Here is a 24,096-nt window from a genome sequence, read left to right as displayed (position 1 = left end):
CGGTCCTTCCAATAGTTCTCTCTTGCCCCACCTGAATCTCTGCGGCTACCTCTCCCCGCCTTCTGACGATCATTCGAGGGTCGGCGACTTCGTGATTCGGACCGCGGGCGCCGGTACGAGATATCGCCCCCCCGGCACGGCGGTGGCAATATGCAACGCACCGGTTTCGATACGGTCTAGCAAGCCGCGCAGTTTCAGGGCACGCTTTTCGACGCCATGCCACGACATCATTGCAAAGAGAAGTGTGAGGGCGAGGGAAATCGGAAAATGAACGTACCAGGTGAGGGCGGCCGGGGCAAGCATCGCGGCCACAGTTTGCTGTATCGGGAAACCGTAAAGAAAGATGCCGTATGAGTAGTCACCGCTTGCGACAAAGCGGTGGCGTCTTGGTTGCGTGAGTCCGAGAAAGACGGTCAGATAGGCGGCGGGCAGCGCCGCGAAGTAATCCGCGCCGCGAACGGATAGGCAAATCACTGCGACGAGGCCAGATAGCACACAGAGCCATGAACTCCAGACGATCCGGTTGCGGAACTGGTACGCGCAAACGCCATAGAAGAAACAGAGAACGAGCATCGGTCCGTGTACGGTCGTACCAGCCGAACCGGAACGGTTCGCAAGCGCAACGAGTAAGACGTTCGCACCAATCGATGCGGCGAGTAAAAGATGCGGTCGTTGTGCCATGCCGGCATACGACGCAATAGTCAATGCGACGTAACAGGCTAGTTCGTAGGGTAACGTCCACAATTGCTGATTGATTGCATCCGGCCAGGGATTGTTGGCGAACATACCTGGCAGCGCGAAATGGACGTCTCCGAGAATGTTCAGGAAGTACGCCCGGAACCCGGGATCAGTGAAATATTGATGAAGTGGAAGCGTGGTAAAGAACGGCCCGATCAGCAATGCGGCGATCAGCGTGTCGACCGCCAATGCGGGTAGCAGCCGCAGCACCCGCAGTCCGCAGAAGGAAACGATTGTGCGGCAACGTTCGAAGCTGCCAGCAACCAGGAAACCGCTCAGAGCGAAGAACATTGGCAAAATTAGCGCGAGCGGTGCTCGTGCAGGCCCGGACCATACCGCTTGAGTGAACTTGTGACCATAACAGACGTTAATGGTGTGGCTCGCGACCACGAGGACGGCGAGCACGAGACGCAAGTAGTCGAAACCCGATGGCCTGTTTTTCGCATCGGCAAGCCGCGATCCGAGTGTCGTTGCGAGTGGGGACATCACTCCGTACTCCGTGGGGATGGGTCTTGTACAGCGGTGGCGGGTAGCCTGACGGTGAATGGCATCAGCAGATAATCAACCAGACCGTCAGGTTCATCAGTGTAGTCAAGACCGACCTCGGGCCATTCGCCTTTCTTCGGGAAGTGTGCGGTCCCAAACAATACGTCCCATAAGGTCACGACTGCAGCGAAATTTCGGTTGTAATGGCGCAACTCGACTGAATGATGAATTCGATGAAACCGATTGTCTGCGAACAGATAGGAAATCGGGCCAAAGCTGATGCGTGTATCGGCGTGCTCAAAGGTGCCCTGAATGAGTATCACCATGCCAACCAACGACCATAGGAAAGGAGGATGGAAGTCGATCAGTAGTGCCATTGGAAGCGTGACAACGAGGGGACGGAGCAACTCCTCCGATACATGCATATTGCAGTTCCACGCATTCATCTCGCGAATCGAATGGTGGACCTGGTGGAACCGCCATAAGAAACCGAACGTATGCTGCGCGCGATGGAACCAGTAGTACAGCAAATCACCAATCAGTATCGTCCCAGCGATAGCAAGGGCGATGCCGGTGGCGCGCCAGACTGGCTGCGGCGAATCCAATACGCCGTCAAGCGATATCGAGAAAAGCGGTCGGAGATGCAGTGCGACGATTACAGAATGATAAAGTTCGAAGAAAAGCCCACCTATAAACAAATAACAAATGTGAAATAGAATGCCGCGCGCGCGTGATGCAAACGACACCTTGCCATACGGCAGCATTATCTCGACGGCGACGCAGAGAATAGAGGCAGCAGCTACGCGCTCTCCCGCACGCAAGGTATGAGCAACATAAGTCAACACATCGAACATTTGCATCATTTTCTCCCATTCGAGATGTGGAGAACGCTGCCATGACGATGAGAATAGTGGGACAGGGGTGCTCTCGGGGGCGCATCACACCGTCAGTTTCGGCCATCATGCAGCGGGTCTTGTCCAAATGTAATACGAATTATGTTTTATGGCCGTACGTGGATTTGCCCCTGTACCTCCGGACACCGCCTCACACTTGAGTTGATGAATCGGTCCTGCGCCTGAACTCGTGTGGCGAGCGGTACTTCAGCGCGCTATGAGGGTGCTGCTCGTTGTAATGCTCGAACGCGACGGCGAGATTGCGCGCGGCGGTTGCGGCATCTGGCTTCGGCATGAAGGCGACATAGTCACGCTTCATCGTTGTCACGAAGCTTTCTGCCATGCCGTTACTTTGCGGGCTGCACACCGGTGTGGTCAACGGTTTCAAACCAATGTCGGACGCCAAGGTCCTGGTTTTCTCCGCCGTGTAGCCTGAGCCGTTGTCCGTCAGCCATTCAATTTCAGCCAGTGCCTTCGAGACGTTGCCAAAGCGCGTCTCGATGGCTGCCAGCATGACGTCACGCACCACGTCGCCACTGTGGTCACCAGTTGTCGCCACCCAGCTCATCGCTTCACGGTCACAGCAATCCAGAGCGAACGTGACACGCAGCGGCTCACCGTTGTCGCAACGAAACTCAAAGCCGTCCGAGCACCAGCGCTGGTTGCTCTTCGCCACCGCGACCTTGCCATCATGCCGGCGCTGCGGGCGTGGAGGGAGCGCTTTGCGCTGTAGCAGGAAGGAGGCCGTGCTGCTTGACGCTGTCCACCCCGCGCGGGTCCCACCCGCTTCACATCACCGCTGGCAGTGCAAAGTGATCGTTTCTACGTGCTCGTGATGTCCGCGTCCGTGTCCAATTGCCGAGTGATCGATAAATCCAAATCGAGATCAGTCCGTCACTGGTTCGAGCTTGAAGTCATCGCCATATTTCAGTGAGGCCCACGCCAATCTCGCGTTCTTTGCAGCAATCGCGATGGCGGCCCGCCAGTAGCCCCGGCGCTCGACCAAGGTTCGGACCCACCGGCTGAAGCGATCCTGTTTCTCGCCGAGACTGGCAATGACGGCGCGGGCGCCGTTGACCAGCAGGCCGCGCAAACAGACGTCGCCTGCCTTCGTAATGCTTCCCAGCCGCGCCTTACTGCCACTGCTGTATTGTGACCGGGCGTCAGTCCGATCCAGGCTGCCACCTGCCGGCCGTTTCTGAAGTCGTGCCCGGCACCGATACTGGCGAGCAACGCACTGGCCGTGGTTGGGCCGATGCCGCGCAACTGCATTGGCCTCTTGCTGCGTGTATCCTCACGCGCGATCTTGGCGATCGCACGGTCGTATCCGAGCAGGCGATCTTCGATATTGCCGGCATGCTCAAGCAGATCGCTGATGCTGCGCTTCGCCCAGCCTGGCAATGTGTCCAGATGTTCGGTGATGTACCTGCGCAACTTCTCCGGGCTCTGTGGCAGCACCACGCCAAATTCCGGGAGCAGGCCTCGCGACCGGTTGTAAGTCGCGGTCCTCTCCTGGACGAAACCTTGTCGTGTCCGTTGCACGCAAAGCGTCGCCTGCTGATGTTCGTCCTTCAGCGGCACGAAACGCATGCTCGGACGCGTCACTGCTTCGCAGATGGCAGCAGCATCCGCCGCGTCGTTCTTGCCGCGCTTGCCGGACGTGCGATAAGGCGCAACAAGGTTGGGCGCCATGAGTTTGACGGTATGGCCGTGCTGCTGGAACACGGGTGCCCAGTGATGCGCACCGGAGCAAGCCTCCATTCCGATGAGGCACGCTGGCAGCTGTGCAATCAACGTCGCCAGTTGATCGCGCGGCACACGCGGCCTGATCAGCATCGCCTTGCCGGTCTCGTCCACACCGTGAACGGCGAATACATTCTTGGCAAGATCGATTGCGATGGTGACAATAGGCATGGACTCCCTTCTCGCTGGTGTCGATGAACATTCGCAACTTCATCTTGGCACATTGATGCCGACTCGCGGCTTCCGCCGTAGCCTCGGGACGGGGAAGTCCCTTTGATTCTCTCTAGGCGAAAAGAAGGCGCGGGTTGCAATCATCGATCATCTAAAACGGACGGGGACGCTATGGCGACCAGGGACGCTTCGACCGCAACGCAGTCCGTATGGGGCGATACATCTGCTAAACGAGTGTCAACCGTCTACGGGTTTTGCCTGGTCTCGTGCGTGTCGATTCCCGCAACGCGGGCGCGTCGTGACAGTATGTTCAACCCCTCCAGTGAAAGGCATACTCATCATGGCTACCGGAACCGTCAAATTCCACCGTGTTTTGCGCACGACGCCCGAGCGTATCTATCGCGCGTTCCTCGAACCCGCCGCGATGGCGAAATGGCTACCGCCGTATGGCTTCACCTGCGACGTGCATCAGATGGATGCGCGCGTCGGCGGCACCTACAGGATGTCGTTTCATAACTTCGGCTCGGGCAAGGGGCACTCGTTCGGCGGCGAGTACATCGAACTGGTGCCGTTCGAAAAGATCCGCTATTCGGACCATTTCGACGACCCGAATCTGCCCGGTCAGATGCACACGACCGTTTCGTTGCGGCAGGTGTCGTGCGGGACCGAACTGAACATCATGCAGGAAGGCATCCCCGAGATGATTCCGGTCGAGATGTGTTACCTCGGCTGGCAGGAGTCGCTCGCGCAACTGGCAAAGCTGGTCGAGCCGGAGATTGCGGACTGACATTCAATAACAGCCGCTGGCTCCGCCATCGAGCAAGTATCTCCTCGCAACGCGCAGCGGGGACGATCGCATCCTTCGTCCCACTTGCTGCTCAATTGGCGACCTTCAAATCGTGATCAGGAAATGGTCGAACTCGGCGCGGTTTTAAACCGCGCCGCCCGCAGTCAAGCTGGGAACGTTCGGCACGTACACGGTGCGCCAGCTACATCGTCGCAATCACACTCGGCGACTCCAGATGGCTCTGGCGGTAATGACCGAAGAAGTCATGATGTCGAGCGCGCGCATGTTCTTCTCCTGTGCGGGCCGCGGCGAGTCCTCACCGGTTGCACGCGTCGCGCGATTTCGGCAGACGCACCGGGGGCAAGGCCGCGGTGCCGAGGCGCCTGGCGTGTAGGTTAACTTTACCGGCTGAGATGCAGGACAAGGCAGATTTTCACGCGGCTAATGGGACACAAGAAAGTCCGCGTCAAACCGTTTTCACTACCTGATTAACGATTAGGTTGTTGCCAACCGACATGTTGCGTAGTGCGATGCAGCAATATTCGCTGTGAACCGCAGTGACCCGAGGGCACTTTATTCTCCCCGCCAAACGACCGTCCAATGTTCAACCGCTTCGCGACGGATTGAATGCTATTCCGCGAGGTTTTCCGATTGGGCGCCGCCGAATTTCCGTTCCGGCGAGGCGTTCTCATCGTTGGCATTGTTTAAGCTTGAATTAAGCCACGCTACGTACTCTTCGGACCGAAGCATGAGACGACAACGGCCCGACGGGGCGCATTCTTTCCGTCGAGGTATGGGCGCGACAACTCGGGGCATTCCCAGACAGAAAGAGGTTGAGATGATGTACTTGATTACCGACCTGAAAATGGTCGAAAGCTACGGTCGCATCAAAGCTGACAGCGGCGATGATGCGCTGCATGAATTTGCGGTCAGCGAGGGCTTCCTCGACCTGATGGAGTTCGCCTCCGCCCGGCCCGCGTTCGCCAACGACTTGCTCGCTGTTCAACTGCAATAAGGAGACTGACGTGGCCATGACTTTGGGGCAGGCCCTGGTGCACGCTGAGCAGTTGGAAGTCTACGGTGTGATTTCCAGGACGTCGCAGGCGCTCATCCGGCTGATGCAGGAGTACCGAGCCGTAGTCGGTGTGGAACAATACGAACAGATTATCGAGCAAGCGGGCTTGGCTCATCCGGACCCGCAGTGACCCGCTCCGCGCATCCTGCACCGGGGAAAAGCGTTGGGTCGATGCATGAAGCAGCGCCATAGGACGTCGCAAATATTCGTCGCTTTTAGACCTATGCTTTTCTACGGGCATCGACTGGCCGGACGTCGCGCGAAATCGCGCCAACTGAAGAATGGACCCTTTCACTCAACATGCGCGCGATGCGCTGACCTTTACGGCATCGCGCGCTGAATCTCCGCATCGGGACTCGAGCTCGATACCCATCGAGCCGCTAAAAGATAAAACCGGTGTTCACGAACTTCGAGTGATGATTCGTGACCATCGTATCGAGCAGCGTCTTGTTCAGGTCGGTCTCCTTGGCCGCGACCATGGAGCGAATCGAGAACGCGCGCAATGCATCGGTGACCGATAGCGTACCTTCCGCAGAATCCTTGCGGCCGGCAAACGGAAAGACGTCTGGGCCTCGCTGGCACTGGCTGTTGAGATTGACGCGGCACACCTGATTGACGAGTGGGTCGATCAGCGAGCCAATTTGGGCAGCGTCGGTGCCGAAAATGCTGACCTGCTGACCGTGGTCCGAAGTGATGACATACTCGAGTGGTGTATCAATGTCATCGAACGGCACGACTGGGATGATCGGTCCGAACTGCTCCTCACGATAGAGCATCATCCCTTCCTTCACGGGATACACCACGGCCGGATAGAAAAGAGTTTTGCAGAACACGCCACCACCTTCGTTCACGACCGCCGCGCCTTTCGCTTTCGCATCGTCAATTGCCTGGGTCATGTAGGCCGTGCGATGCATGCCCGGCAGCGGTGTAATGGACACACCCTGTTCCCACGGCATGCCGACCTTGAGATTTTTGAGCGCTGCGTTAAAGCGCTGAAGAAACGTATCGGCGATCGAGCGGTGCACCATCAATATCTTGAGCGCTGTGCACCGTTGACCATTGAACGACAACGTACCGAGCAGACATTCCTTCACGGCGAGGTCTATGTCGGCGTCAGCCAACACAATCGCGGCGTTTTTGGCGTCAAGGCCGAGAACGGCGCGTAGCCGATGCGACTTTGGGTGCTGTTTTTTCAGGTGGTCTGCAACCTTGCTTGAGCCGATGAGGGCAAGCACGTCGATCTTTCCTGAGGCGAGCATGTGTGGCACCACCACCGCACCCGGTGCATAAATCGTGTTGACGACGCCTTTCGGGAAAGCAGAGCGGAAAGCCTCGAGCAGTGGAAAGAACAGTAGCGTGCCATATTGGGGCGGCTTGAACACGACGGTGTTGCCCATCAGCAATGCGGGAATGAGCGTCGCGAACGTTTCGTTCAGCGGATAGTTGTAAGGCCCCATGCACAGTACGACGCCCAGCGGGGTGCGGCGAATCTGGCCGATGGTTCCCTCGGCGATGACAAAGCGCGAGTTGCTATTGTCTAGCTCCTTGAGCGCCGAGATAGTGTCCTGCATATAGCTGATGGTGCGGTCGAACTCCTTCTGCGAATCGGCAAGGCTCTTGCCGATTTCCCACATGATCAGATTCACAATCTCATGGCGCCTGGCCGCCATGAGACGAATGAAGTCTTGCATGCAGCCGATGCGCTGCGCGACTGTCATCGTTGGCCACTCGCCGCGGCCGTGATCGTAGGCTCGCACGGCCGCGTTCAGCGCGGCATCGCTCTCGACCTCGCCCATGACCGGATAACTGCCAATTACGACCTGTTCAGCGTCGCCGGAGGCTTGTCGCACGCAGACTGGCGACTGCACGTTCTTGCAGGCGCCATCCCACGCCTTCAGTTCTCCATCGACGAGCGAGACGCGCTGATGAATCGGCTCCGCGAGGCGGGCGGTCTCGGGAATATCGTCGGTGACTGGAAACAACTGCCAGAGGTTCTCGAAGTCAATACTTGCCACGTTTCGCTCCTATGTTCGTGCAGTACGCGGTGGCCCGCCAGGTGTTGGGGATTGCTCGAACGCAATCAATGCGACCGTGCCTGCCCGCTGGTGACGTAACGGTACCTGTCGGACCGATCATTGGGTCGTGCGCAAGCGACTGTGCCGGTGTTTGGTGGCCGTGCTTCGCGGTGGGCGCAAGACACAGAGAGAAGCATACCTAATGGCAGAGAACAGAGTTGAAGACGAACCGTGTTCAACGCCTGATGAACGGTGAAGTCGGTTCCGACAGTGATATCACGCGGCGCGGCGCGGCACCGCCGAGCTTGCGGGCGAGCTTAGTCAGCAGCTGCGGAAATGTCCTCGAAACCGGATTGGATTAGATTCGTCATCGTGGTCTGCAGTTCGACCAACGGCGTAGCGGTCACTGCAGTCGCTACGCCGTCGGATTTCGGAAGCAGTCCGGCGAATGCCGCCATTCCCGTCCCGCATGCTGCCAGGAGTATGGTGGCAGCAACTGCGGCTGCACTGCCGCGCAGCGCTTGCTTGGGAGCGAAGTCCGCAAAACATCGCATCATGGCTATCTCCGGTTGACGCAGTTTCTGGACGCAAGGGCCGTGCCGACGGAGGGGCTGTCAGGCAAGCGTGCCGCTAACCCGCTGCGTAGGCGTTGAATGCTCGCGTGACAGTGGCGGCGTGGACTCGGTGGTGGGACTCACCCTACACTTTGACCGCGCAGCGACGGTCCGAAACCAACATTTCGCTGCGGAGAATTGCGCCCGCATGTTCCTGAACGTTGCCCGGCAAGCGTTCAGGGATTGTCCGGTGCCGCTCGCTTGAACAACCGTATGTGCGAGGCAGCGAGGAACCCGGCGATAGTTCACTTGTTGCGAAGTTCACGTGACACTTCTGCGGCCTGCGCACCGATATACTGTTTCCTCCTACCGAACAGCTGTACTAACATCGAGTAACGGTTCGAGCATTGACGACCGGGCGGGGCCGGGGAGGCGAGTGTGTTTTCCCCTTGGAGAGCCAGGATGAAAGAAAACTCATCTCGTGAAATCGTCGAACTGCTGACAAAAGTGGTCGGGCGCAGCGCCACGCATGTACCTAGGGGGCAGAGCCGCCGCAGTGCCTCAAAAGCGATTGACCGGCTTGAAGAGATCAAACGGAACGCCGCGTTTGCTCGCCAATACGAATCAGCACCGGAACCGCTACGCGAATTGGTAATGAGGCGGGCCGTAGAAGTCCACGACCTGGCGATTGCACGAGATTACGCGAGCGCCCTCAATGCCCTCAGTGCGGTTGTCGATTTCCTCTATCAACATCTTGTAGACGACTCCGGCTCAGCAACGCCTCCGAGCAAACTGGCAAGCATCGATTTGAATGCCGTTCACCGGGCTCTTCAATTCGGAGGTCTTCCGGGACAGTCGCAGCAGGACCCAGATGACGACAACCCACCGCCAGTGCGTCGCTGAATTTGCCAAGGGATAATCTCCGATGCTCTCGGGCCTATCGAAACTGCTGGACAAAGCATTTATCCTCGGCTTCTTTTTGCCGGCCCTGCTTGGCTTTACAGGCTTTCTCGCGGCAAACGCCGATATCCCGGCATTTTGCGATTTGCTACACAAGGCGACCTCGGACAGCGACAAGGTTGGAAGCTTGTTCTCTTTCCTCATAATCGTATGGGTCCTATCGCTGATCCTGTTGGTATTGAACAACTGGTTTTATCAGGTCCTCGAAGGATACAAATGGCCATTCAATCGCGAGGCCTGGAAGCGCGATGAGCGAAATCGCCGCAATCGTCAGCTGGACCTCATAGAACGCCTCCGTACGGAACTCGCTACAGAGAACAGTACAATCGAGCGGCTTAAAGCCTCAAAGGAATCGTTGGAATACAGAAAGGCTGAATTGAACCGAGCCACCGTAAGGGCGATGCTGTACCGCAACCAGGAGCGGAACGCCCGTGATTTCCCCCGGTATGAAAATCTCGTTCTTCCTACGGCCTTTGGGAACACGTTGCGTGCATTCGAGGGTTACTCGAGCGAAGTCTATAAGATTGACAGCATATTCGTATGGCCGCGTCTTCTTGCAGTCATCCCAAAGGACTATCAAGCAATCATTGCGGATGCGAGAGCTCCAGTTGACTTTCTGGTCGGACTCGTCGTTCTGGGTACCTTTACGTCCATCTTTACCTTTGTGCGAGCGATTGACCTCTGGCTTGCGGACGGACTGGCCGGTAATTACCTGTTGGCGGATCTTTTTCAGAACGCTGCGATTGCGGCCGCCATTGCGGCAATTGCGTATCGGCTTGCGATTCTTGAGGCAAGAAGCTGGGGCGACGTTGTTAAATCAGCGTTTGACCTTTATCTGCCGGCGCTCGCTGAGAAGTTAGGTTTTGTTCTCCCGACGTCCCAGGCCGCACAGCGGGAGTTCTGGGCGGCATGGAGCACGCAGTTCCGCTTCCATGCACCGGCAAATACCGCGTGGTGGACGCGTATCAAGCCGGTGACGCCAGCAGCAACGACGAAGGCGGATTGGGAGGCGACAGACTCGGCAGGCGAAAGCGACGAGGTGCGTGGAGGTTGACTGTCGAACCCGCGATTCGTGTCGAGCAGAGCTTTTGTTTCCGGACTGACAGCGACAGTGACCAGAGGCAACCGCGCTGCGTCTTATCCGGCCTGGAGTTACGTGCATCATGACGCCACAGTTCGATACCGATTTACGGACCAGACTGGTCAGGGTATATGGCCACGTGCAGGGTGTAGGTTACCGGCAGGCTTGCATCAACGAGGCCACGGCTCGAGGCATCACGGGTTGGGTGCGCAACCGGATGGACGGTTCGGTCGAGGCTGTGTTGCAAGGACACGCTGAAGAACTCGAGCGAATCTGCCATTGGCTGGTTGACGGTGCGCATGCAACTCTGGTGGACCGTCTGGAAGTCCAGGAACTATCGCCACCAGTAGCCAGGTTCGATGAATTCAAGCTCGCCGCGACGGTCTAGGTGAGTTGAGTCAGCCCACTCGCCCTAAGGCTTGAGTGCGGAAGCCAGAACGCAGCTCATCGGAAGCCGCAGGTCCCCAGTATCGCTGCGATACGCCTGCGCGTCGTGTGCGACGGCCAGTTCAATAGACGCTAGCGCGGCCGGCGTCTGCGCGTGTAGCAATGCGGAAACCCGCACGCCACCACGCAGGAGTGCATGAAAAGGTGTATTGGGAGCACGAAGCACGAGCGTGAGGTCCAACTCCCGCACCTCCGGTTGGACGAACCCGGCATCGAGCAACAGGCGCTTCGATTCCTCCCAATCGCTGAATCGGAAGAAGGGTGGTCCCGGCGGGACGGGTACGTCGGTCGTCCCGTGCTCCTCGATCGCCTTCAACACCATGCCGAAGCCAACCGCCTTGTTCGGTGTCGCCCATACCGTGAAGGCGATTCTGCCGTTAGGTTGCAGTACACGAAACGCCTCCGCGAGTGCGCGCTCGGGGTGCGCAAAGTGCAACATTCCGAAGCTGATCCCCACTGCCGAGAAGCTTGCGTTGGGAAATGGCAAATCCTCCGCGTCGCCGACGCGGAACTCAAGTGCCGGAAAGACGCGTCTCGCCTTGTCGACCATCGCGACCGAGAAATCCACGCCGGTGACATCCGCGCCGCTGCGCGCGGCGGCCGCCGCGAGGTAGCCCGGGCCGCAGGCGACGTCGAGAAAACGGGCTCCCCGCCGAATGCAGAGGGTCTCGAGCATGGCCTGGTTCGACTGGGCGGTCAAATCACCAAAATACTCATGATAGGCCTGCGCGACCCGCTCCCAACCTTCGTGCTCGAAGGTACTGAAGTCGAGTTGTCCCATGCTTACCCCCACCGGTTTTACACGTTGGCAACTTTTAGCGCATGCCTATGTTCCTCGTAATCCGTATGTCTGGCTATCGGGGAAACAATCCAGGCCGGCGACAGAGAACGCGAACGAATGTGTGGTGCGATGCACAACCATCGTCGTCTAAAGCCGCCAGACTTTCGCGCGCGTCGGCGCTGGCTGACGCACCCCCACGAACCGATACGCCTGCTTTCTCTCTGGCGCTTCGCATTTCAGCGCCAGGTCGCGAAACGCATCACTTGCGTTAGACTGGCTCGAGCAACCGGGAGGAGACCTGGATGATACGCAAGACGCTTAATGCCTCGCAGCTTCAGCAGGAGGTCAATCGGCGAATCCATCGACTGCAGGAAATCGTCGAGGATGGCGTGAAGATTCGCGTGCCGCGGCCGCAATTGCAAGAGGCTGACAAGACAGGCTGCAACTGGAACATGACCCACTTCGGTAACGCGATTGGCTTCGAGCGCGACATCGAGGGCGTACTCAAGGCCATGCGTGCGGAATACAACCTCAGTACCGAAGTGAAGGACACCGGCAACCCGTTCGGGGACTAGCCGCGAAAGTTACAACCAGCGCGGGTCGCGCGTGAACGCCACCGTCAGCCAGCGGTCCGGGCCCGATTCGCCGATCGCGCGCGAGATCCTGTCGCGAATCTGATCGAACTGGCGGACGCCGGCGTGCTCCATCGCTTCGGGCAGCACGATATGCACCTCGACGAACAGGCCGCGGCCGACGCGCGTCGCGTAGTGCGAGTGCTTGACGAAGCCGTAGTCGGCGGTCAGTTGTTGCATCAGGTCGTGCAGTTCGCGCTCCAGATCCAGCGGCGTGATCAGCAACACTTCCTTGACCGCGTCGATCACGGTTCCGATCGGCATCGGAATCAGGACGAGCGTCAGTAGTGCGAGCACGCCTGGGTCGATGTACGGTGTCAGGTGGCCGTGCCCGATTCGTTCGAGCAGCCATGCAATCGAAAACGCCAGCAACAGCGCCGCGCTGACGCACGCCGACATCAGCCAGCTCTTGATGTCGAGCCCAATCAGTTCGGAGTCGATCGCGCGATTCACGCGCCGCTCGCGCAAGAACATGACGAAGGCGAACGTGGCAACCACCACTGCGTAGAAGACACCCCAGCCGAACTCGAGCTCGTGGCCGCCGTCGAGCAGACCTTTGACCGCGTTGATGAAAGCGTAAAAGCACAGCACCGACAGCAGACTGCCGTTGAACACGAGCACGAGCGGCTCGATGTGCCAGAAGCCGTGCTGGAAGCGTCGACTGCTCTCCTGCCGAAGCAGGCGGGTGACGAGCAGCGACAGGCTGCACATCGCGGCGTCGAGAGCCGAGAACATGCCGTCGAAGATGATCGCCAGCGAGCCGCTCAGAATCCCGGCCGCGATGCCGAGTCCGGCGATCAGCGCAGTGCAAAGCAGCGATTGTTTGAGGATGCGCTGTTCGAGGTCCGTTGCTTTCATGGTCCGAGTGATCGCCCGTGGCTGAAAGACGTTCAGGGGTGAACGGAGTATATCGGGCGCGACTGGCCGGAACTATCCCGGCTCGGCTGACAGCTGTAAAACGCTACTAACTGTCAAGCCGGCCGGGAGCCTGCGCGGTTAGTTATCCCCGGTTTCCGATGCGGCTCGGCGTCGCAACGCCGATCTGGCGACGGGCAAGAGCAGTTGCTCGAGGGTTTGACGTGTTCAGATCACTTCCTTCAACTGCCGAACGATCGCCGCCGTCACGCTCATCTTTCCATGCTGCGCGCGCTCCAGCATTCCCACGTTGCGCCGCACGCCAGCGTCGGGCAGCGGCACGACGCGCAATGCGTCATCGCGAGTCCATGAGCAGCGGCGCAGCAGCGGTACCACCGCAATACCGATCCCTTGGCGCACGAGTTCGGCGATCCCTTCCAGCGAATTCAGTTCGAGAAACTCGTTGACCTTCACGCGCTGCTTGCGCAACGCACGGTCGATGATCACGCCGGTGCGCTGCGTCCGATCGAAACGCAGAAAGCGCCGCGCGCGCAATAACTCGACCACCGGCGCTTCAGCCACGTTCGCATTGACGAGCAGCACGAGCGGCTCCGAATAGACCGGCGTCCACTGGGCACTGGCCGGGCGGCGGCCCGGCGTGTCGATGATCACGGCCGCGTCGATTTCGCCCGAATCGACGCGCGCGGCGAGATCGACCGATTTCAACGACGACGTGCTGTCGCTCGGTTCGACCTACTGGGTGCGTCTGACCGAATCCTTCCTGACGCCTGCATAACTTTCCGGAGCTTCGATGAACCCACCGTCGTATTTCGCGTCGTCGTACGGGGAGGCGCGGCGGCTTTGTCTGCGGTCCGCCGCGGCTGCTGCGGCGCGCGTCGAAAGTCACGTGATAGCGGGTCTGGGTGGCCTCGGCAACGAGGAGCTCGCCACCGACGTCGCGCGCATCGGTCCGGCCAGCGCGCGCCGTCTGCGGGTGCTGACGTCGGTCGCGGCAAACGTCGCGGGTCCGGTCCTCGATACGCTGCTCCGCACCTGCACGCACGCGCGTACGACGGCGATTGCGATCGAGTAGGGCGCGGTGCAGCTCGTCGACATGCTGCACCGGCTGCGCGCCGATGCGTGGGTGCGTCGGCATCCCGACGCTGACCCGCAACAGATCGACGCGATTCGCGCCGAGATCCGCGCCGGCTTCTACTGCGAGGACCACGTGTGGCGCGGGCTGATTCTCGGTCAGGCGCGCGCCGCGATCCTGCAGGCGGTTGTTGAGCTGTCGCGGGAATCGTCTGCCGCATAGGCACCGCGCTGCAGTCTTCGCCGACCAATAGCGAGCCGACTCCAAACAGGCATTCGATCCAAACGCGGGTAGCCGAACGTATTACATCAGGTGACCCGCACCCCACCCGCCCGCGGCCCATCCGCGCGTCTACCCGGGCTTGTCCTGGGGTGTCCTCACGCGCATGCGATTCGCTCCCGCCGCATACCGCCGAGCCTTGCCCACGCTCGCTGCCGCGCCATCCATCGCGATTATTTGCGATTCACGAATACCGCATTCGCCGCTTGTCCCGTACTTGAGCCGCCGCACTTGCGCCAATCTTGGCCGCGTCGCTGCCGCACCGACGACGCGCGGCACGACACCCATTGCTGAATTCGACGAACCCGGCGGCGCGCCTCCGCGCCAGCGAATGCCGTCCGCGCGCAAAGCGGCCGGCCTATGGAGACAAAGATGAAATCGAACGACTGGGACGTGGCCTACGAATGGAAGGCCGTCGTGCTGCTGGCCCTCGGCTTCGGCCTCGTGGGACTCGACCGGTGGCTGATCGCGCCGCTCTTTCCGGCCATCATGAAGGACCTGCATTTGACCGCGCAGGACGTCGGCAACTGCATCGGCATCCTCGGCTTGTCGTGGGGCATTTTCGCGGCGCTGATGGGCGGCATCTCCGACAGGATCGGGCGCCGCAAGGTGCTGATTCCGGCGATTCTGGCGTTCTCGCTGCTGTCCGGTTTCTCCGGGCTCGCCGGCGGGCTGATGAGCCTGCTCGCGGTGCGCGCGCTGATGGGCGTCGCCGAAGGCTCGTTCTGCCCGACCAGTTTCGCCGCGACCGCCGATGCATCGCATCCGAAACGCCGCGGCTTCAATCTCGGCCTGCAGCAAAGCGGCTTCGCGCTGTTCGGCCTCGCGCTGTCGCCGATCATCGCGACGCAGCTGCTCAGCGTGGTCACGTGGCGCTGGGTGTTCGCGCTGGTGTCGGTGCCGGGTCTGATTCTCGGCGTGCTGATGTTCTTCGTGATTCGCGAACCGAAAGCTGCGCCGCAAGCCACGCCGAAGCGCGCCACGTGCCCGGCCGAACACGGCAACTGGCGCGACGTGCTGAAGAGCCGCAACATCCCGATCGCGATGGCCGCGCTGTTCTGCGCGATGACCGGCGTGTTCGTGCTCGGCGCGATGCTGCCGCTGTACCTGACCGAGTATCTGTCGCTCGACACGCAGCGCATGGGCGTCGTCGTCTCCGCGATCGGCTTTGGCGGCTTTATCGGCCAGTTCGGTTTGCCGGGGCTGTCGGACCTGACCGGGCGGCGCGCGGCGAGCATCGTCGGCTTTGCGGGCACCGCGGTGATGCTGTACCTGTTCCGCGGACTGGGCGCGCAGCCGGTGCAGCTGTTCGCGGTACTGTTCGTTGCGTCGTTCTTCACGCTCGGACTCGTGTCGCTGCTGTCCGGTCCGGTTGCGACCGAAGCTGCGCCGATCGGCATGATCTCGACGTCGATCGGCGTCGTCGTCGGCGCGGGCGAGATTTTTGGCGGCGGCATCGCGCCGGCATTGGCGGGCTTCGTCGCGACACACTTCGGCATCCAGCACATCCTGTGGCTGCCGATCTGCGCGGTGCTGCTCGGCATCGGTGTGAGCCTGCTGCTCGAGGAAACCGCGCCGGCCCGAGTGCGTCGTCAGAGGCTCACGCCATCGCTCGACCTGCCGGCCGGTGAGCAACCGGAATGATGCGCTGCAACCGGTCGGCGCGGCGCTCGGCAACGCAGTGGGCGCCGAGCTCTACGACAAGACCGTTGTCGCCGACCGAGCGGCGCGTTCACGCGCCCCAGCCCAGATACACTGACAGGCTGGACGAGTGGACAAGGACGCAGCATGGACCGTTTTCTGAGCATCGAGGCCTTCGTACGCGTGGCCGAGACGAGCAGCTTCGCCGAAGCGGCGCGGCAGTTGGGCGTGACGAGTTCGGTGATCACGACGCGCATCCAGCAGCTGGAGAAGTTCGTCAACGCGCCGCTCTTTCATCGCAGCACGCGGGTCGTGCGCCTGTCCGAAGTGGGCGAGACGTTCTATCGCGAATGCGCGGAGGTGGTCGGACGTGTCAACGAACTGACCGATCAGATGCGCGAGTTGCGCGCTACACCGACGGGCCGCTTGCGCATCCAGATGCTGCCGGGCTTCGCGCTCGGCCATTTCGGGGCGCCGCTCGCCGAGTTCAATCGGCGCTATCCGGGCATCCAGCTCGACGTGATCGTCAACGACCGGGTGGTCGATCCGATCGAAGAGGGCTTCGACGTCGCCTTCCAGATTTTTCCGCCGATCGCCGAATCGCTGATCGAGCGACGGCTGTTCAAAGTGCGGCGCCTTTTCTGCGCGACGCCCGCATATGTGACCGAGCATGGCGCGCCGCAGCATCCGCGCGATTTGCTGCAACACACCACGGCCCTGTATTCGGGCTACCCGTCGCGCAATCGCTGGACCATGGCGCACGGCGACGAGGTCGTCGAAATGGAGCTGCCGGGCATGATCCGTTCGAATTCGGTGCATTTGCTGCGCGACTATGCGTTGACGGGCGGCGGCGTCGTCTGTCTGCCGACGCTCGTCGCGAGCGCCGCGCTGCTCGACGGTTCGCTGGTGCCGATTCTGACCGACTACACGCTGTCGCCGCTGAACTTCGCGGCCGTGTATCCCGCGACACAACGACAGGCGCTCAAGGTGAAAGCGCTGGTCGAGTTTCTGGCCGAGTACCTGGGTCCCGAACCCGCGTGGGACCGGCCGCTTATCGAGCGCGGCTGGGTGACGTAAGGCGGCTGCTCGCGCGGCGATTATTTGCAAAGTGCAAATGCTGTAATCGCCCGATCGCCGGTTGTTGCCATCCTGTTGCGCTTCTAAAGTTGATTCCGACAGCACCCGCTTCCAACAAGGAGACAGCAATGACCGAACAGTCATTCCACACCGTCTTTGGCTCGCTCGACGGCTACCGCAAAGGCGAAATCGAAATCACGAGCGGCGAAGCGCGCCACTACGTGTTTTCCAACATCTTCGAAGTCGCATCCGAAGCCGCGCCGTACGAAAAGGTCGTGGTCGGCAAGAACCTCGACTACGTGATCGAGGCGCTGCGCACCGAAGGCCAATCGCAATGGTTCGCCTGCGCGCACGACGAGTTCGCGATTCTGATGGACGGCGAGGTGCGCATCGATTTCATCAAGCTCGACAACCCGCCGAAGAGCGGCACGGGCACCGTCGCAGCGGGAGCGCAACCCGCCGGCCGCGCGATGGGCCACGTGGTGCTGCGTCGCGGTCATCAGGCATTGCTGCCGGCCGGCTGCGCATATCGCTTCACCGCGCAGAAACCCGGCGTCGCGCTCGTGCAAACGATGCTCGGGGAATTGTCGGTAGAGAAGTGGGCCGACATCTGCCTGCACTGATACGCAGACTACCTAGCAAGTACCTTGCATGGGACCAGAGTAAGAGCTTTGCATGGACCGGAGTAGGCGCTAAAGCGCCAACACCGGTCGACAGCTAAAGCGCCAACTCTGGTCGACACAGGAGACAAAACATGGCATCCCTCGAAACTCTCGATCACCCGGCCGGCTTCGCCGCCGACACCGTGCGCGCCAGCGAACCCGACGCGGTCACCGGCTATCGCCGCTTCACGCTCGGCGCGTTCGAATTCCTGCGCGACGAGTACTTCGTCAAGATCAACTGGCCCGCGAAAGGCCAGACCCGCACCCACGCGGTGCCGGCCGATGCGTTCCTGCGCGCGATGATGCGCGACGTCGCCTGGGGCTTCTTCTACGGCTGGGTCAACTTCGACCACGTGTTCGGCACGCGCAATCACTACGGCAAGGTCGACGTGTATGCGGGCTCGTTCAACGGCATCATGAAGGACGCGGGCGTCGATTACGTGGAGACCTTCGAGACGCCGACGATCATGGCGACCTTCAAGGCGATCCTGCACGACTGGACCAACGAAGGCTTCGACCCATTCGCCGCCCCAGAGGAAACCGGCACCGCGTTCGGTCGCAAGCATGGCGACAACGACGCCGCGATCGAGCGCACGCGCATCGCGACGCGCCGCATGCCGGGCCTCGAAGACGACTCGCCGCTGCGCGACGATCTGCCGGTGAACCGAGCGTTCGCCGACGTCACGCAGGACGATCCGGAGGTGCACGTCGAGCCTGGCTTCGAGGGCCAGCTGCACGCGTTCAGCCTGTTCAAGTATCTGTCGCGCTCGGACGTCACGTGGAATCCGTCGGTCACGTCGGTGTGCGGCCAGAGCCTGTTCTGCCCGACCACCGAGGAATACATCCTGCCGGTTTTTCACGGCAACGATCGCGTCGAGTGGTTCCTGCAACTGTCCGATGAAATCGTCTGGGATATCGGCGACAAGAACACCGGCGCGCCGCGCGCCCGGATCACGATGCGCGCGGGCGACATCTGCGCAATGCCAGCCGATATCCGCCATCAGGGTTATTCGACGAAGCGCTCGATGCTGCTCGTATGGGAGAACGCGACGCCGAATCTGCCGAAACGCTACGAGAGCGGCGAGCTGAAGCCGTACCCCGTCGATTTCTGAAGGCTCGATCGAAGAGTCCCGCGCCCGCATTCACCGAGGATCATTCATGCAAACCCAACTGTTCATCGACGGCCGCTTCACGGACGCCGTCGAAGGCGGCACGATCGACGTGCTCAATCCGCACGACGGCTCGCTGATCACGCGGATCGCCGCGGCCACCGCCGCCGATGTCGATCTCGCTGTCGACGCCGCCGCGCGCGCGTTCCCGAAGTGGGCCGCGCTGCCCGCCGCCGAACGCGGCCGCCTGCTGCTGAAGCTTGCGGACGCGATCGAGGCCAACGCCGAAGAACTCGCGCAACTCGAATCGCTGGACACGGGCCACCCGATCCGCGATTCGCGCTCGCTCGACGTGCCGCGTACGGCAGCATGCTTCCGCTACTTCGGCGGCATGGCCGACAAGCTGCAAGGCTCGGTGATTCCGGTCGAAGCGGGCTTTCTGAACTACGTGCAGCGCGCGCCAATCGGCGTGGTCGGACAGATCGTGCCGTGGAATTTCCCGCTGATGTTCACGAGCTGGAAAATGGGCCCGGCGCTCGCGGCCGGCAACACGGTCGTGCTCAAGCCGTCGGAGATCACGCCGCTGTCCACGCTGCGCATCGTCGAGCTGATGGCCGAAGTCGGTGTTCCCGAGGGCGTCGTCAACATCGTCGCGGGCTATGGTCATACGGCAGGGCAGCGGCTCGCCGGGCATCCGGGCGTCGGCAAGATCGCCTTCACCGGATCGACCGCGACCGGACGGCGCATCGTCGAGGCCTCGCAGGGCAATCTGAAGCGCGTCCAGCTCGAGCTCGGCGGCAAGGGCGCGAACATCGTGTTCGACGACGCGAATCTCGACGCCGCGATCAACGGCGCCGCCTGGGCGATCTTCCACAACCAGGGCCAGGCATGTATCGCGGGCTCGCGGTTGATCCTGCACGAGCGCATCGCCGATCAGTTCCTCGAACGCTTCGTGTCGCTTGCGTCGTCGATCCGGCTCGGCAATCCGCTCGATGCCGACACCGAGATGGGTCCGCTCACGTCGAAGCAGCATCAGGAGCGCGTGCTCGCGTTCGTCGACATCGCGCGCCAGCAGGGCGGTCGCGTGCTGACCGGCGGCGCCGCGCCGAGCGACGCAACGCTCGCGAACGGCTACTACGTGCGTCCGACCGTCGTCGAGGCCGCGAGTCCGGACGACCGCGTCGCGCAGGAGGAAGTGTTCGGCCCGTTCGTCACGGTGCTGCGTTTCCGTACCGACGACGAAGCGCTCGCGATCGCCAACGGCACCGACTACGGCCTCGGCAGCGGCCTGTGGACGCGCGATCTGTCGCGCGCGCATTCGATGGCCGCGCGAATCCAGGCGGGCATGTGCTGGGTCAACTGCTATAAGCGGGTCAATCCGGGCAGCCCGTTCGGTGGGGTCGGACAGTCGGGCTACGGTCGTGAGATGGGCTTCGAGGCGATGCACGACTACACTGAAGCGCGCTCGGTGTGGGTCAACGTCGACGGCAACGTGCCGCCGCATTTCAAACGCTGAGGACCGCATGGAGCGCTTCGTCTATCAGGGCACGCCGTCGCGTGTGGTGTTCGAATGGGGCGGCCTCGCGACGCTGCCCGCGGAGCTCGAGCGGCTCGGCGCGAAGCGCGCGCTGATTCTCGCGACGCCCGAGCAGCACGCGCTGGCCGATCGGGTCGCGGAGGTGCTTGGGGCGCGCGCGGCGGGTGTGCATGCGCAAGCCGTGATGCACGTGCCGATCGGAGTCGCACGAGCAGCGCGCGATGCGGCTGCCGCGCTCGATGCAGACTGCTGCGTCGCGGTGGGCGGCGGCTCGACGGTCGGCCTCGGCAAGGCGATTGCGCTCGAATCGTCGCTGCCGATCATCGCGGTACCCACCACCTATGCAGGCTCCGAGATGACGCCTATCTACGGCCTCACCGAGGGCCGACTGAAGCGCACCGGCCGCGACATGCGCGTGCTGCCGCGCACGGTGATCTACGATCCGTCGCTGACGTTGTCGTTGCAGGCGGGCATTTCAGCGGCCTCGGGCATCAACGCGATGGCGCACGCGGTCGAAGCGCTGTATGCCGAAGACGCGAACCCGGTGATCAGCCTGATGGCCGAGGAAGCGATCCGCGCGCTCGGCGAAGCGCTTCCCGCGATCGTGCGCGCACCGGACGATGCCGCCGCGCGCAGCAGCGCGCTGTACGGCGCGTGGCTCGCAGGCACCTGTCTGGGCGCGGTCGGGATGGCCCTGCATCACAAGCTGTGTCATACGTTGGGCGGTACGTTCAACCTGCCGCATGCGCAAACGCATGCGGCGATGCTGCCGCATACGGCACACTACAACCACGGCGCCGCGTCCGATGCGCTCGCGCGCGTCGCACGCGCGCTCGGCGGCAAGCGCGCGGCCGACGCGGGTCCGCTGCTGTTCGAACTGAACCGCGCGCTCGGCATTCCGATGGCGCTCGCACAGATCGGCATGCCCGAGCAGGGACTCGACGAAGCGGCCGATCTCGCGTGCAAGAATCCGTATGCGAACCCGCGTCCCGTGGAGCGCGACGCGGTCCGCGCGCTGCTGCAACGTGCGTGGCAGGGCGCCGAACCCGCCTGAGCATTGGCCAACGCAGCGCCGCCAGAACAATCGATGGAGGAAGACATGTCGACAGACAGCAAAGAGGCCGAGCAGGCCCTGACCGAGCAGGTGGTAGCAAGCTTCGCGGGCACGCCCGACGAACGGCTGCGCACGCTGATGCAAAGCCTCGTGCGGCACATGCATGCGTTCGTGCGTGAAGTCGAGCCGACCGAGGCCGAATGGATGTCGGCCATTCGCTTTCTGACCGACACTGGCAAGATGTGCGATGACCTCGTGCGTCAGGAATTCATCCTGTTGTCGGATACGCTCGGCGTATCGATGCTCGTCGACGCGATCAATCACCGTCTCGCGACGGGCGCGACCGACACCACCGTATTCGGTCCGTTCTATATTCGCGGCATGCCCGAGCGCGCGTACGGCGAGAACATCGCGTTCACGCCGGGCACGCCCGCACTCGTGCATGGGCGCGTGCTGTCGACGGACGGTGAGCCGCTTGCCAACGCGGTGCTCGACGTGTGGCAGACCGCCGATAACGGCATGTACTCGGGGCAGGACACCGAGCAGCCGCACGGCAATCTGCGCGGACGTTTTCGCACCGACGCCGAAGGCCGCTACGCGATTTCGACGATCGTGCCAGTCAGTTATCCGATTCCGACCGACGGCCCGGTCGGCCGCATGCTCGAAGCGACTGGACGGCATCCGTGGCGACCCGCGCATCTGCACTTCATGATAGATGCGCCGGGGCATCGGACACTGGTCACGCATGTGTTCGATCGCGAGGATCCGTATCTGGGTTCGGACGCGGTGTTCGGCGTGAAACCTTCGCTGATGGTCGACTATCGCGAGTGCTGCGCGGATCACGAACTCACGCGCCGCTTCGGTTTCGATGGACCGTTCCGCGAAGCGCGCTACGACTTCATCCTCGATCGGAGTTGACGACGATGGCACGTTTTTTCGCGGTATTCGCGACCGACAAGCCCGGCATGCGCGAAGTGCGCGAACGGGTGCGTCCGGTGCATCGGACGTGGTTGCGCGGCAATACGCATCGTGGCGTGTTCGTGCGCCTCGGCGGTCCGACGCTCGCGCCGCAATGCGATGCGATGAATGGCACGTTGCTGGTCGTCGAAGCGGAGCGTATCGACGATGTGATGGAGTTCGTCAGCAACGATCCGTATATGCAGGCGGGGCTGTTCGATTGCGTCGAGATCCGTCCGTGGGACTGGAGCCTGGGCAATCCGGAACGGAGAGTCTGAGCGATGAACGAAACACCGCTGTGCCCGCTTGCCGACGTGCCCGATGGCGGCGCGCGGGTCGTCGAAGCTACGGCCGCCGGCGTGCCCGTCGTGGTCGTGCGGCGTGGCGAGCAGGTGTGGGCTTACGCGAACCGTTGCCCGCATTTTTCGGTGCCGCTCGATTTCGAGCCCGGCGATGTGCTGTGCTATCGCGCGCAGGTGTTGATGTGCGCGCATCACAGCGCGCTGTTCCGCTTCGAAGATGGACGCTGTATCGAGGGACCGTGCGCGGGGGCGAACCTCGATGCGGTGAAGATCGCGGTCGACGGGAATGCGTGGGTCGTGTTGAACCCTTAGTCGACGCTCGCCTGACCTGTCGAGGACATTCAAGCCGTCTCGACCGAGTCTCGACAGCAGCCCTCCGGTGACGTACCGTTATGGCCTGCCGCATCGGGCTCGCTTCGCGATGGCAACTGGTTGATCCGTGACGGCCTGAACGTGTCGTATTCGGCGGCACCGCACAGCGTGGAGATCGTCGGCGACGAACTGCTCGTGCACGTGGCGGCGCGTGACGTATCGAACCGCGAACGACAGCTCGATACCGGGCTCTTTACGTGGCGCTTCTTTTCGCCGCAAAGCGGCGTGATCGGTGTGCGCGTCGAACACTTTTCCGGCGCGCTCGACCGTGGCCCGTATTTCGCGCTCAACCGCGAGCCAGCGCTGGACCCATCTGTTCACCGGCAAGCAGCTCGAGGGCGGCAGGTGGGTGCGCGAACGGCACGGATTTCTGAGTCTACCGTTGTACGTGCGGCCGAATACGCTGCTTGCGATCGGGACCGAGAACCAGCGTCCCGATTACGACTACGCGTTGCGCAGCGAGCTGCACCTGTTCGAGCTGGATTCGGGCAAAGCGGCGAGCGTGACGTTGCGCGGCCCGGACGGTGCGGCGATTACGAGAGTGAGCGTGACGCGCAGCGGCGATGTCCTTCGGATCCGAAGTCATGGCGTCAAAGCAGGATTGCCGCTGACTTTACGGCAATGGCCGGCGTTGCGCGATGCGGGCAGCCTCGAGGCGCGGTCACACGAGTCAGGCGTGATCCTCGTGCTCCGGGAGGGCGAGAGCGAACCCACGGTGTATCTGTGAACCGCGCGGAGACCAGTGCAATCTGGTGAGTGGCGCAGTCGTTCTGGAAATGATTCGGGGTAAGGCGC

26 protein-coding genes and 2 pseudogenes are annotated in these 24,096 nt (G+C 61.7%); 19 read left to right on the top strand and 9 right to left on the bottom strand.

Going from position 1 to position 24,096, the window contains the following annotated elements; all coding sequences use genetic code 11:
- Window positions 1-69: 69 nt before the first annotated feature.
- The 4 genes and pseudogenes from OKW28_RS21655 to OKW28_RS21640 all read right to left on the bottom strand — a co-directional run bounded on the left by OKW28_RS21655 (window position 70) and on the right by OKW28_RS21640 (window position 4,031).
- Entirely contained in the window at window positions 70-1,224 is a 1,155-nt protein-coding gene (locus tag OKW28_RS21655) for an acyltransferase family protein (RefSeq protein ID WP_429448697.1), read from the bottom strand.
- Window positions 1,224-2,084: a sterol desaturase family protein gene (locus tag OKW28_RS21650; protein ID WP_429448696.1), complete on the bottom strand. Its 861-nt coding sequence runs from the start codon at window positions 2,082-2,084 to the stop codon at window positions 1,224-1,226. Before OKW28_RS21650 ends, OKW28_RS21655 begins: the two co-directional genes overlap by 1 nt.
- A gap of 184 nt (window positions 2,085-2,268) precedes the next feature.
- Window positions 2,269-2,859, bottom strand: a pseudogene (locus OKW28_RS21645) (DDE-type integrase/transposase/recombinase); the annotation flags it as partial.
- Between the two features lie 144 nt (window positions 2,860-3,003).
- A pseudogene (locus tag OKW28_RS21640) lies at window positions 3,004-4,031 on the bottom strand (IS110 family transposase).
- A gap of 340 nt (window positions 4,032-4,371) precedes the next feature.
- On the opposite strand from OKW28_RS21640, the gene OKW28_RS21635 reads away from it, so the two are divergent.
- From OKW28_RS21635 to OKW28_RS21625, 3 genes are all read left to right on the top strand, one after another.
- Window positions 4,372-4,818, top strand: a complete 447-nt coding sequence (locus OKW28_RS21635) for an SRPBCC family protein (protein ID WP_429448694.1) — start codon at window positions 4,372-4,374, stop codon at window positions 4,816-4,818.
- Window positions 4,819-5,656: 838 nt separating this feature from the next.
- Complete coding sequence (locus OKW28_RS21630; protein WP_184005448.1) at window positions 5,657-5,833, top strand: hypothetical protein; 177 nt, start codon at window positions 5,657-5,659, stop codon at window positions 5,831-5,833.
- 10 nt (window positions 5,834-5,843) lie between these two features.
- The gene (locus OKW28_RS21625) at window positions 5,844-6,023 is read left to right on the top strand and encodes a hypothetical protein (RefSeq protein WP_429290767.1); all 180 of its coding nucleotides are present in this window, start codon (window positions 5,844-5,846) and stop codon (window positions 6,021-6,023) included.
- A 250-nt stretch (window positions 6,024-6,273) separates the two neighbouring features.
- Here OKW28_RS21625 and OKW28_RS21620 read toward each other — a convergent pair whose 3' ends face one another.
- Together OKW28_RS21620 and OKW28_RS21615 are read right to left on the bottom strand one after the other, a co-directional pair.
- The gene (locus OKW28_RS21620; RefSeq protein WP_429448692.1) at window positions 6,274-7,908 is read right to left on the bottom strand and encodes an NADP-dependent glyceraldehyde-3-phosphate dehydrogenase; all 1,635 of its coding nucleotides are present in this window, start codon (window positions 7,906-7,908) and stop codon (window positions 6,274-6,276) included.
- A 317-nt stretch (window positions 7,909-8,225) separates the two neighbouring features.
- Window positions 8,226-8,465, bottom strand: a complete 240-nt coding sequence (locus OKW28_RS21615) for a hypothetical protein (protein WP_429448690.1) — start codon at window positions 8,463-8,465, stop codon at window positions 8,226-8,228.
- 459 nt (window positions 8,466-8,924) lie between these two features.
- Here OKW28_RS21615 and OKW28_RS21610 point away from each other — a divergent pair, with 459 nt between their 5' ends.
- The 3 genes from OKW28_RS21610 (at window position 8,925) to OKW28_RS21600 (ending at window position 10,891) form a co-directional block, all read left to right on the top strand.
- Window positions 8,925-9,365, top strand: coding sequence for a hypothetical protein (locus tag OKW28_RS21610; protein ID WP_090810764.1), 441 nt, complete (start codon window positions 8,925-8,927; stop codon window positions 9,363-9,365).
- Between the two features lie 22 nt (window positions 9,366-9,387).
- Complete coding sequence (locus tag OKW28_RS21605; RefSeq protein ID WP_429448688.1) at window positions 9,388-10,476, top strand: hypothetical protein; 1,089 nt, start codon at window positions 9,388-9,390, stop codon at window positions 10,474-10,476.
- A 109-nt stretch (window positions 10,477-10,585) separates the two neighbouring features.
- Window positions 10,586-10,891, top strand: a complete 306-nt coding sequence (locus OKW28_RS21600; RefSeq protein ID WP_429448686.1) for an acylphosphatase — start codon at window positions 10,586-10,588, stop codon at window positions 10,889-10,891.
- A 24-nt stretch (window positions 10,892-10,915) separates the two neighbouring features.
- Here the strand turns inward: OKW28_RS21600 and OKW28_RS21595 are convergent, their stop codons facing one another.
- Entirely contained in the window at window positions 10,916-11,731 is an 816-nt protein-coding gene (locus tag OKW28_RS21595) for a class I SAM-dependent methyltransferase (RefSeq protein ID WP_429448685.1), read from the bottom strand.
- 302 nt (window positions 11,732-12,033) lie between these two features.
- Here OKW28_RS21595 and OKW28_RS21590 point away from each other — a divergent pair, with 302 nt between their 5' ends.
- A complete protein-coding gene (locus tag OKW28_RS21590) occupies window positions 12,034-12,306 on the top strand; it encodes a hypothetical protein (protein WP_429448683.1) in 273 nt (90 codons plus the stop codon).
- A 9-nt stretch (window positions 12,307-12,315) separates the two neighbouring features.
- Here the strand turns inward: OKW28_RS21590 and OKW28_RS21585 are convergent, their stop codons facing one another.
- Both OKW28_RS21585 and OKW28_RS21580 read right to left on the bottom strand, forming a co-directional pair.
- Entirely contained in the window at window positions 12,316-13,221 is a 906-nt protein-coding gene (locus tag OKW28_RS21585; RefSeq protein WP_429448682.1) for a cation diffusion facilitator family transporter, read from the bottom strand.
- A gap of 225 nt (window positions 13,222-13,446) precedes the next feature.
- Window positions 13,447-13,944, bottom strand: a complete 498-nt coding sequence (locus OKW28_RS21580; RefSeq protein WP_429448681.1) for a LysR substrate-binding domain-containing protein — start codon at window positions 13,942-13,944, stop codon at window positions 13,447-13,449.
- Window positions 13,945-14,029: 85 nt separating this feature from the next.
- Here OKW28_RS21580 and OKW28_RS21575 point away from each other — a divergent pair, with 85 nt between their 5' ends.
- The 12 genes from OKW28_RS21575 to OKW28_RS21520 all read left to right on the top strand — a co-directional run bounded on the left by OKW28_RS21575 (window position 14,030) and on the right by OKW28_RS21520 (window position 24,028).
- Window positions 14,030-14,311 carry a DUF2817 domain-containing protein gene (locus OKW28_RS21575; RefSeq protein ID WP_429448679.1) on the top strand — a complete coding sequence of 94 codons (282 nt, stop codon included), beginning with the start codon at window positions 14,030-14,032 and terminating at the stop codon, window positions 14,309-14,311.
- Window positions 14,312-14,317: 6 nt separating this feature from the next.
- A complete protein-coding gene (locus OKW28_RS21570) occupies window positions 14,318-14,533 on the top strand; it encodes a hypothetical protein (RefSeq protein WP_429448677.1) in 216 nt (71 codons plus the stop codon).
- A 429-nt stretch (window positions 14,534-14,962) separates the two neighbouring features.
- On the top strand, window positions 14,963-16,234 hold the full coding sequence (locus OKW28_RS21565; protein ID WP_429448675.1) for an MFS transporter: 1,272 nt from the start codon (window positions 14,963-14,965) through the stop codon (window positions 16,232-16,234).
- Window positions 16,235-16,378: 144 nt separating this feature from the next.
- Window positions 16,379-17,308 (top strand): LysR substrate-binding domain-containing protein, encoded by a 930-nt coding sequence (locus OKW28_RS21560; protein WP_429448673.1) that lies wholly within the window; start codon window positions 16,379-16,381, stop codon window positions 17,306-17,308.
- Window positions 17,309-17,436: 128 nt separating this feature from the next.
- Entirely contained in the window at window positions 17,437-17,931 is a 495-nt protein-coding gene (locus tag OKW28_RS21555) for a hydroxyquinol 1,2-dioxygenase (protein ID WP_429448671.1), read from the top strand.
- Window positions 17,932-18,062: 131 nt separating this feature from the next.
- Window positions 18,063-19,082, top strand: coding sequence for a hydroxyquinol 1,2-dioxygenase (locus OKW28_RS21550; RefSeq protein WP_429448669.1), 1,020 nt, complete (start codon window positions 18,063-18,065; stop codon window positions 19,080-19,082).
- Window positions 19,083-19,128: 46 nt separating this feature from the next.
- Window positions 19,129-20,595, top strand: coding sequence for an aldehyde dehydrogenase family protein (locus tag OKW28_RS21545; RefSeq protein ID WP_429448667.1), 1,467 nt, complete (start codon window positions 19,129-19,131; stop codon window positions 20,593-20,595).
- Window positions 20,596-20,602: 7 nt separating this feature from the next.
- A complete protein-coding gene (locus OKW28_RS21540) occupies window positions 20,603-21,670 on the top strand; it encodes a maleylacetate reductase (RefSeq protein WP_429448665.1) in 1,068 nt (355 codons plus the stop codon).
- Between the two features lie 45 nt (window positions 21,671-21,715).
- Complete coding sequence (locus tag OKW28_RS21535; RefSeq protein WP_429448664.1) at window positions 21,716-22,588, top strand: intradiol ring-cleavage dioxygenase; 873 nt, start codon at window positions 21,716-21,718, stop codon at window positions 22,586-22,588.
- A gap of 5 nt (window positions 22,589-22,593) precedes the next feature.
- Complete coding sequence (locus OKW28_RS21530; protein WP_429345846.1) at window positions 22,594-22,905, top strand: YciI family protein; 312 nt, start codon at window positions 22,594-22,596, stop codon at window positions 22,903-22,905.
- Window positions 22,906-22,908: 3 nt separating this feature from the next.
- Window positions 22,909-23,241: a Rieske (2Fe-2S) protein gene (locus OKW28_RS21525; RefSeq protein WP_429448663.1), complete on the top strand. Its 333-nt coding sequence runs from the start codon at window positions 22,909-22,911 to the stop codon at window positions 23,239-23,241.
- 328 nt (window positions 23,242-23,569) lie between these two features.
- Window positions 23,570-24,028 (top strand): hypothetical protein, encoded by a 459-nt coding sequence (locus OKW28_RS21520; RefSeq protein ID WP_429448661.1) that lies wholly within the window; start codon window positions 23,570-23,572, stop codon window positions 24,026-24,028.
- The last annotated feature ends 68 nt before the right edge of the window (window positions 24,029-24,096 follow it).

This window comes from Paraburkholderia sp. 40, from assembly GCF_050434105.1.
Classification (GTDB): domain Bacteria; phylum Pseudomonadota; class Gammaproteobacteria; order Burkholderiales; family Burkholderiaceae; genus Paraburkholderia; species Paraburkholderia tuberum.
This window is presented reverse-complemented; position numbering and strand designations above follow the sequence as displayed.

Coding starts and splice junctions, on each gene's coding strand:
- OKW28_RS21655 (WP_429448697.1), bottom strand. CDS start 1,224: ATGTCCCCACTCGCAACGACACTCGGATCGCGGCTTGCCGATGCGAAA.
- OKW28_RS21650 (WP_429448696.1), bottom strand. CDS start 2,084: ATGCAAATGTTCGATGTGTTGACTTATGTTGCTCATACCTTGCGTGCG.
- OKW28_RS21635 (WP_429448694.1), top strand. CDS start 4,372: ATGGCTACCGGAACCGTCAAATTCCACCGTGTTTTGCGCACGACGCCC.
- OKW28_RS21630 (WP_184005448.1), top strand. CDS start 5,657: ATGATGTACTTGATTACCGACCTGAAAATGGTCGAAAGCTACGGTCGC.
- OKW28_RS21615 (WP_429448690.1), bottom strand. CDS start 8,465: ATGATGCGATGTTTTGCGGACTTCGCTCCCAAGCAAGCGCTGCGCGGC.
- OKW28_RS21610 (WP_090810764.1), top strand. CDS start 8,925: ATGAAAGAAAACTCATCTCGTGAAATCGTCGAACTGCTGACAAAAGTG.
- OKW28_RS21605 (WP_429448688.1), top strand. CDS start 9,388: ATGCTCTCGGGCCTATCGAAACTGCTGGACAAAGCATTTATCCTCGGC.
- OKW28_RS21600 (WP_429448686.1), top strand. CDS start 10,586: ATGACGCCACAGTTCGATACCGATTTACGGACCAGACTGGTCAGGGTA.
- OKW28_RS21595 (WP_429448685.1), bottom strand. CDS start 11,731: ATGGGACAACTCGACTTCAGTACCTTCGAGCACGAAGGTTGGGAGCGG.
- OKW28_RS21590 (WP_429448683.1), top strand. CDS start 12,034: ATGATACGCAAGACGCTTAATGCCTCGCAGCTTCAGCAGGAGGTCAAT.
- OKW28_RS21585 (WP_429448682.1), bottom strand. CDS start 13,221: ATGAAAGCAACGGACCTCGAACAGCGCATCCTCAAACAATCGCTGCTT.
- OKW28_RS21575 (WP_429448679.1), top strand. CDS start 14,030: ATGAACCCACCGTCGTATTTCGCGTCGTCGTACGGGGAGGCGCGGCGG.
- OKW28_RS21565 (WP_429448675.1), top strand. CDS start 14,963: ATGAAATCGAACGACTGGGACGTGGCCTACGAATGGAAGGCCGTCGTG.
- OKW28_RS21560 (WP_429448673.1), top strand. CDS start 16,379: ATGGACCGTTTTCTGAGCATCGAGGCCTTCGTACGCGTGGCCGAGACG.
- OKW28_RS21555 (WP_429448671.1), top strand. CDS start 17,437: ATGACCGAACAGTCATTCCACACCGTCTTTGGCTCGCTCGACGGCTAC.
- OKW28_RS21550 (WP_429448669.1), top strand. CDS start 18,063: ATGGCATCCCTCGAAACTCTCGATCACCCGGCCGGCTTCGCCGCCGAC.
- OKW28_RS21545 (WP_429448667.1), top strand. CDS start 19,129: ATGCAAACCCAACTGTTCATCGACGGCCGCTTCACGGACGCCGTCGAA.
- OKW28_RS21540 (WP_429448665.1), top strand. CDS start 20,603: ATGGAGCGCTTCGTCTATCAGGGCACGCCGTCGCGTGTGGTGTTCGAA.
- OKW28_RS21535 (WP_429448664.1), top strand. CDS start 21,716: ATGTCGACAGACAGCAAAGAGGCCGAGCAGGCCCTGACCGAGCAGGTG.
- OKW28_RS21530 (WP_429345846.1), top strand. CDS start 22,594: ATGGCACGTTTTTTCGCGGTATTCGCGACCGACAAGCCCGGCATGCGC.
- OKW28_RS21525 (WP_429448663.1), top strand. CDS start 22,909: ATGAACGAAACACCGCTGTGCCCGCTTGCCGACGTGCCCGATGGCGGC.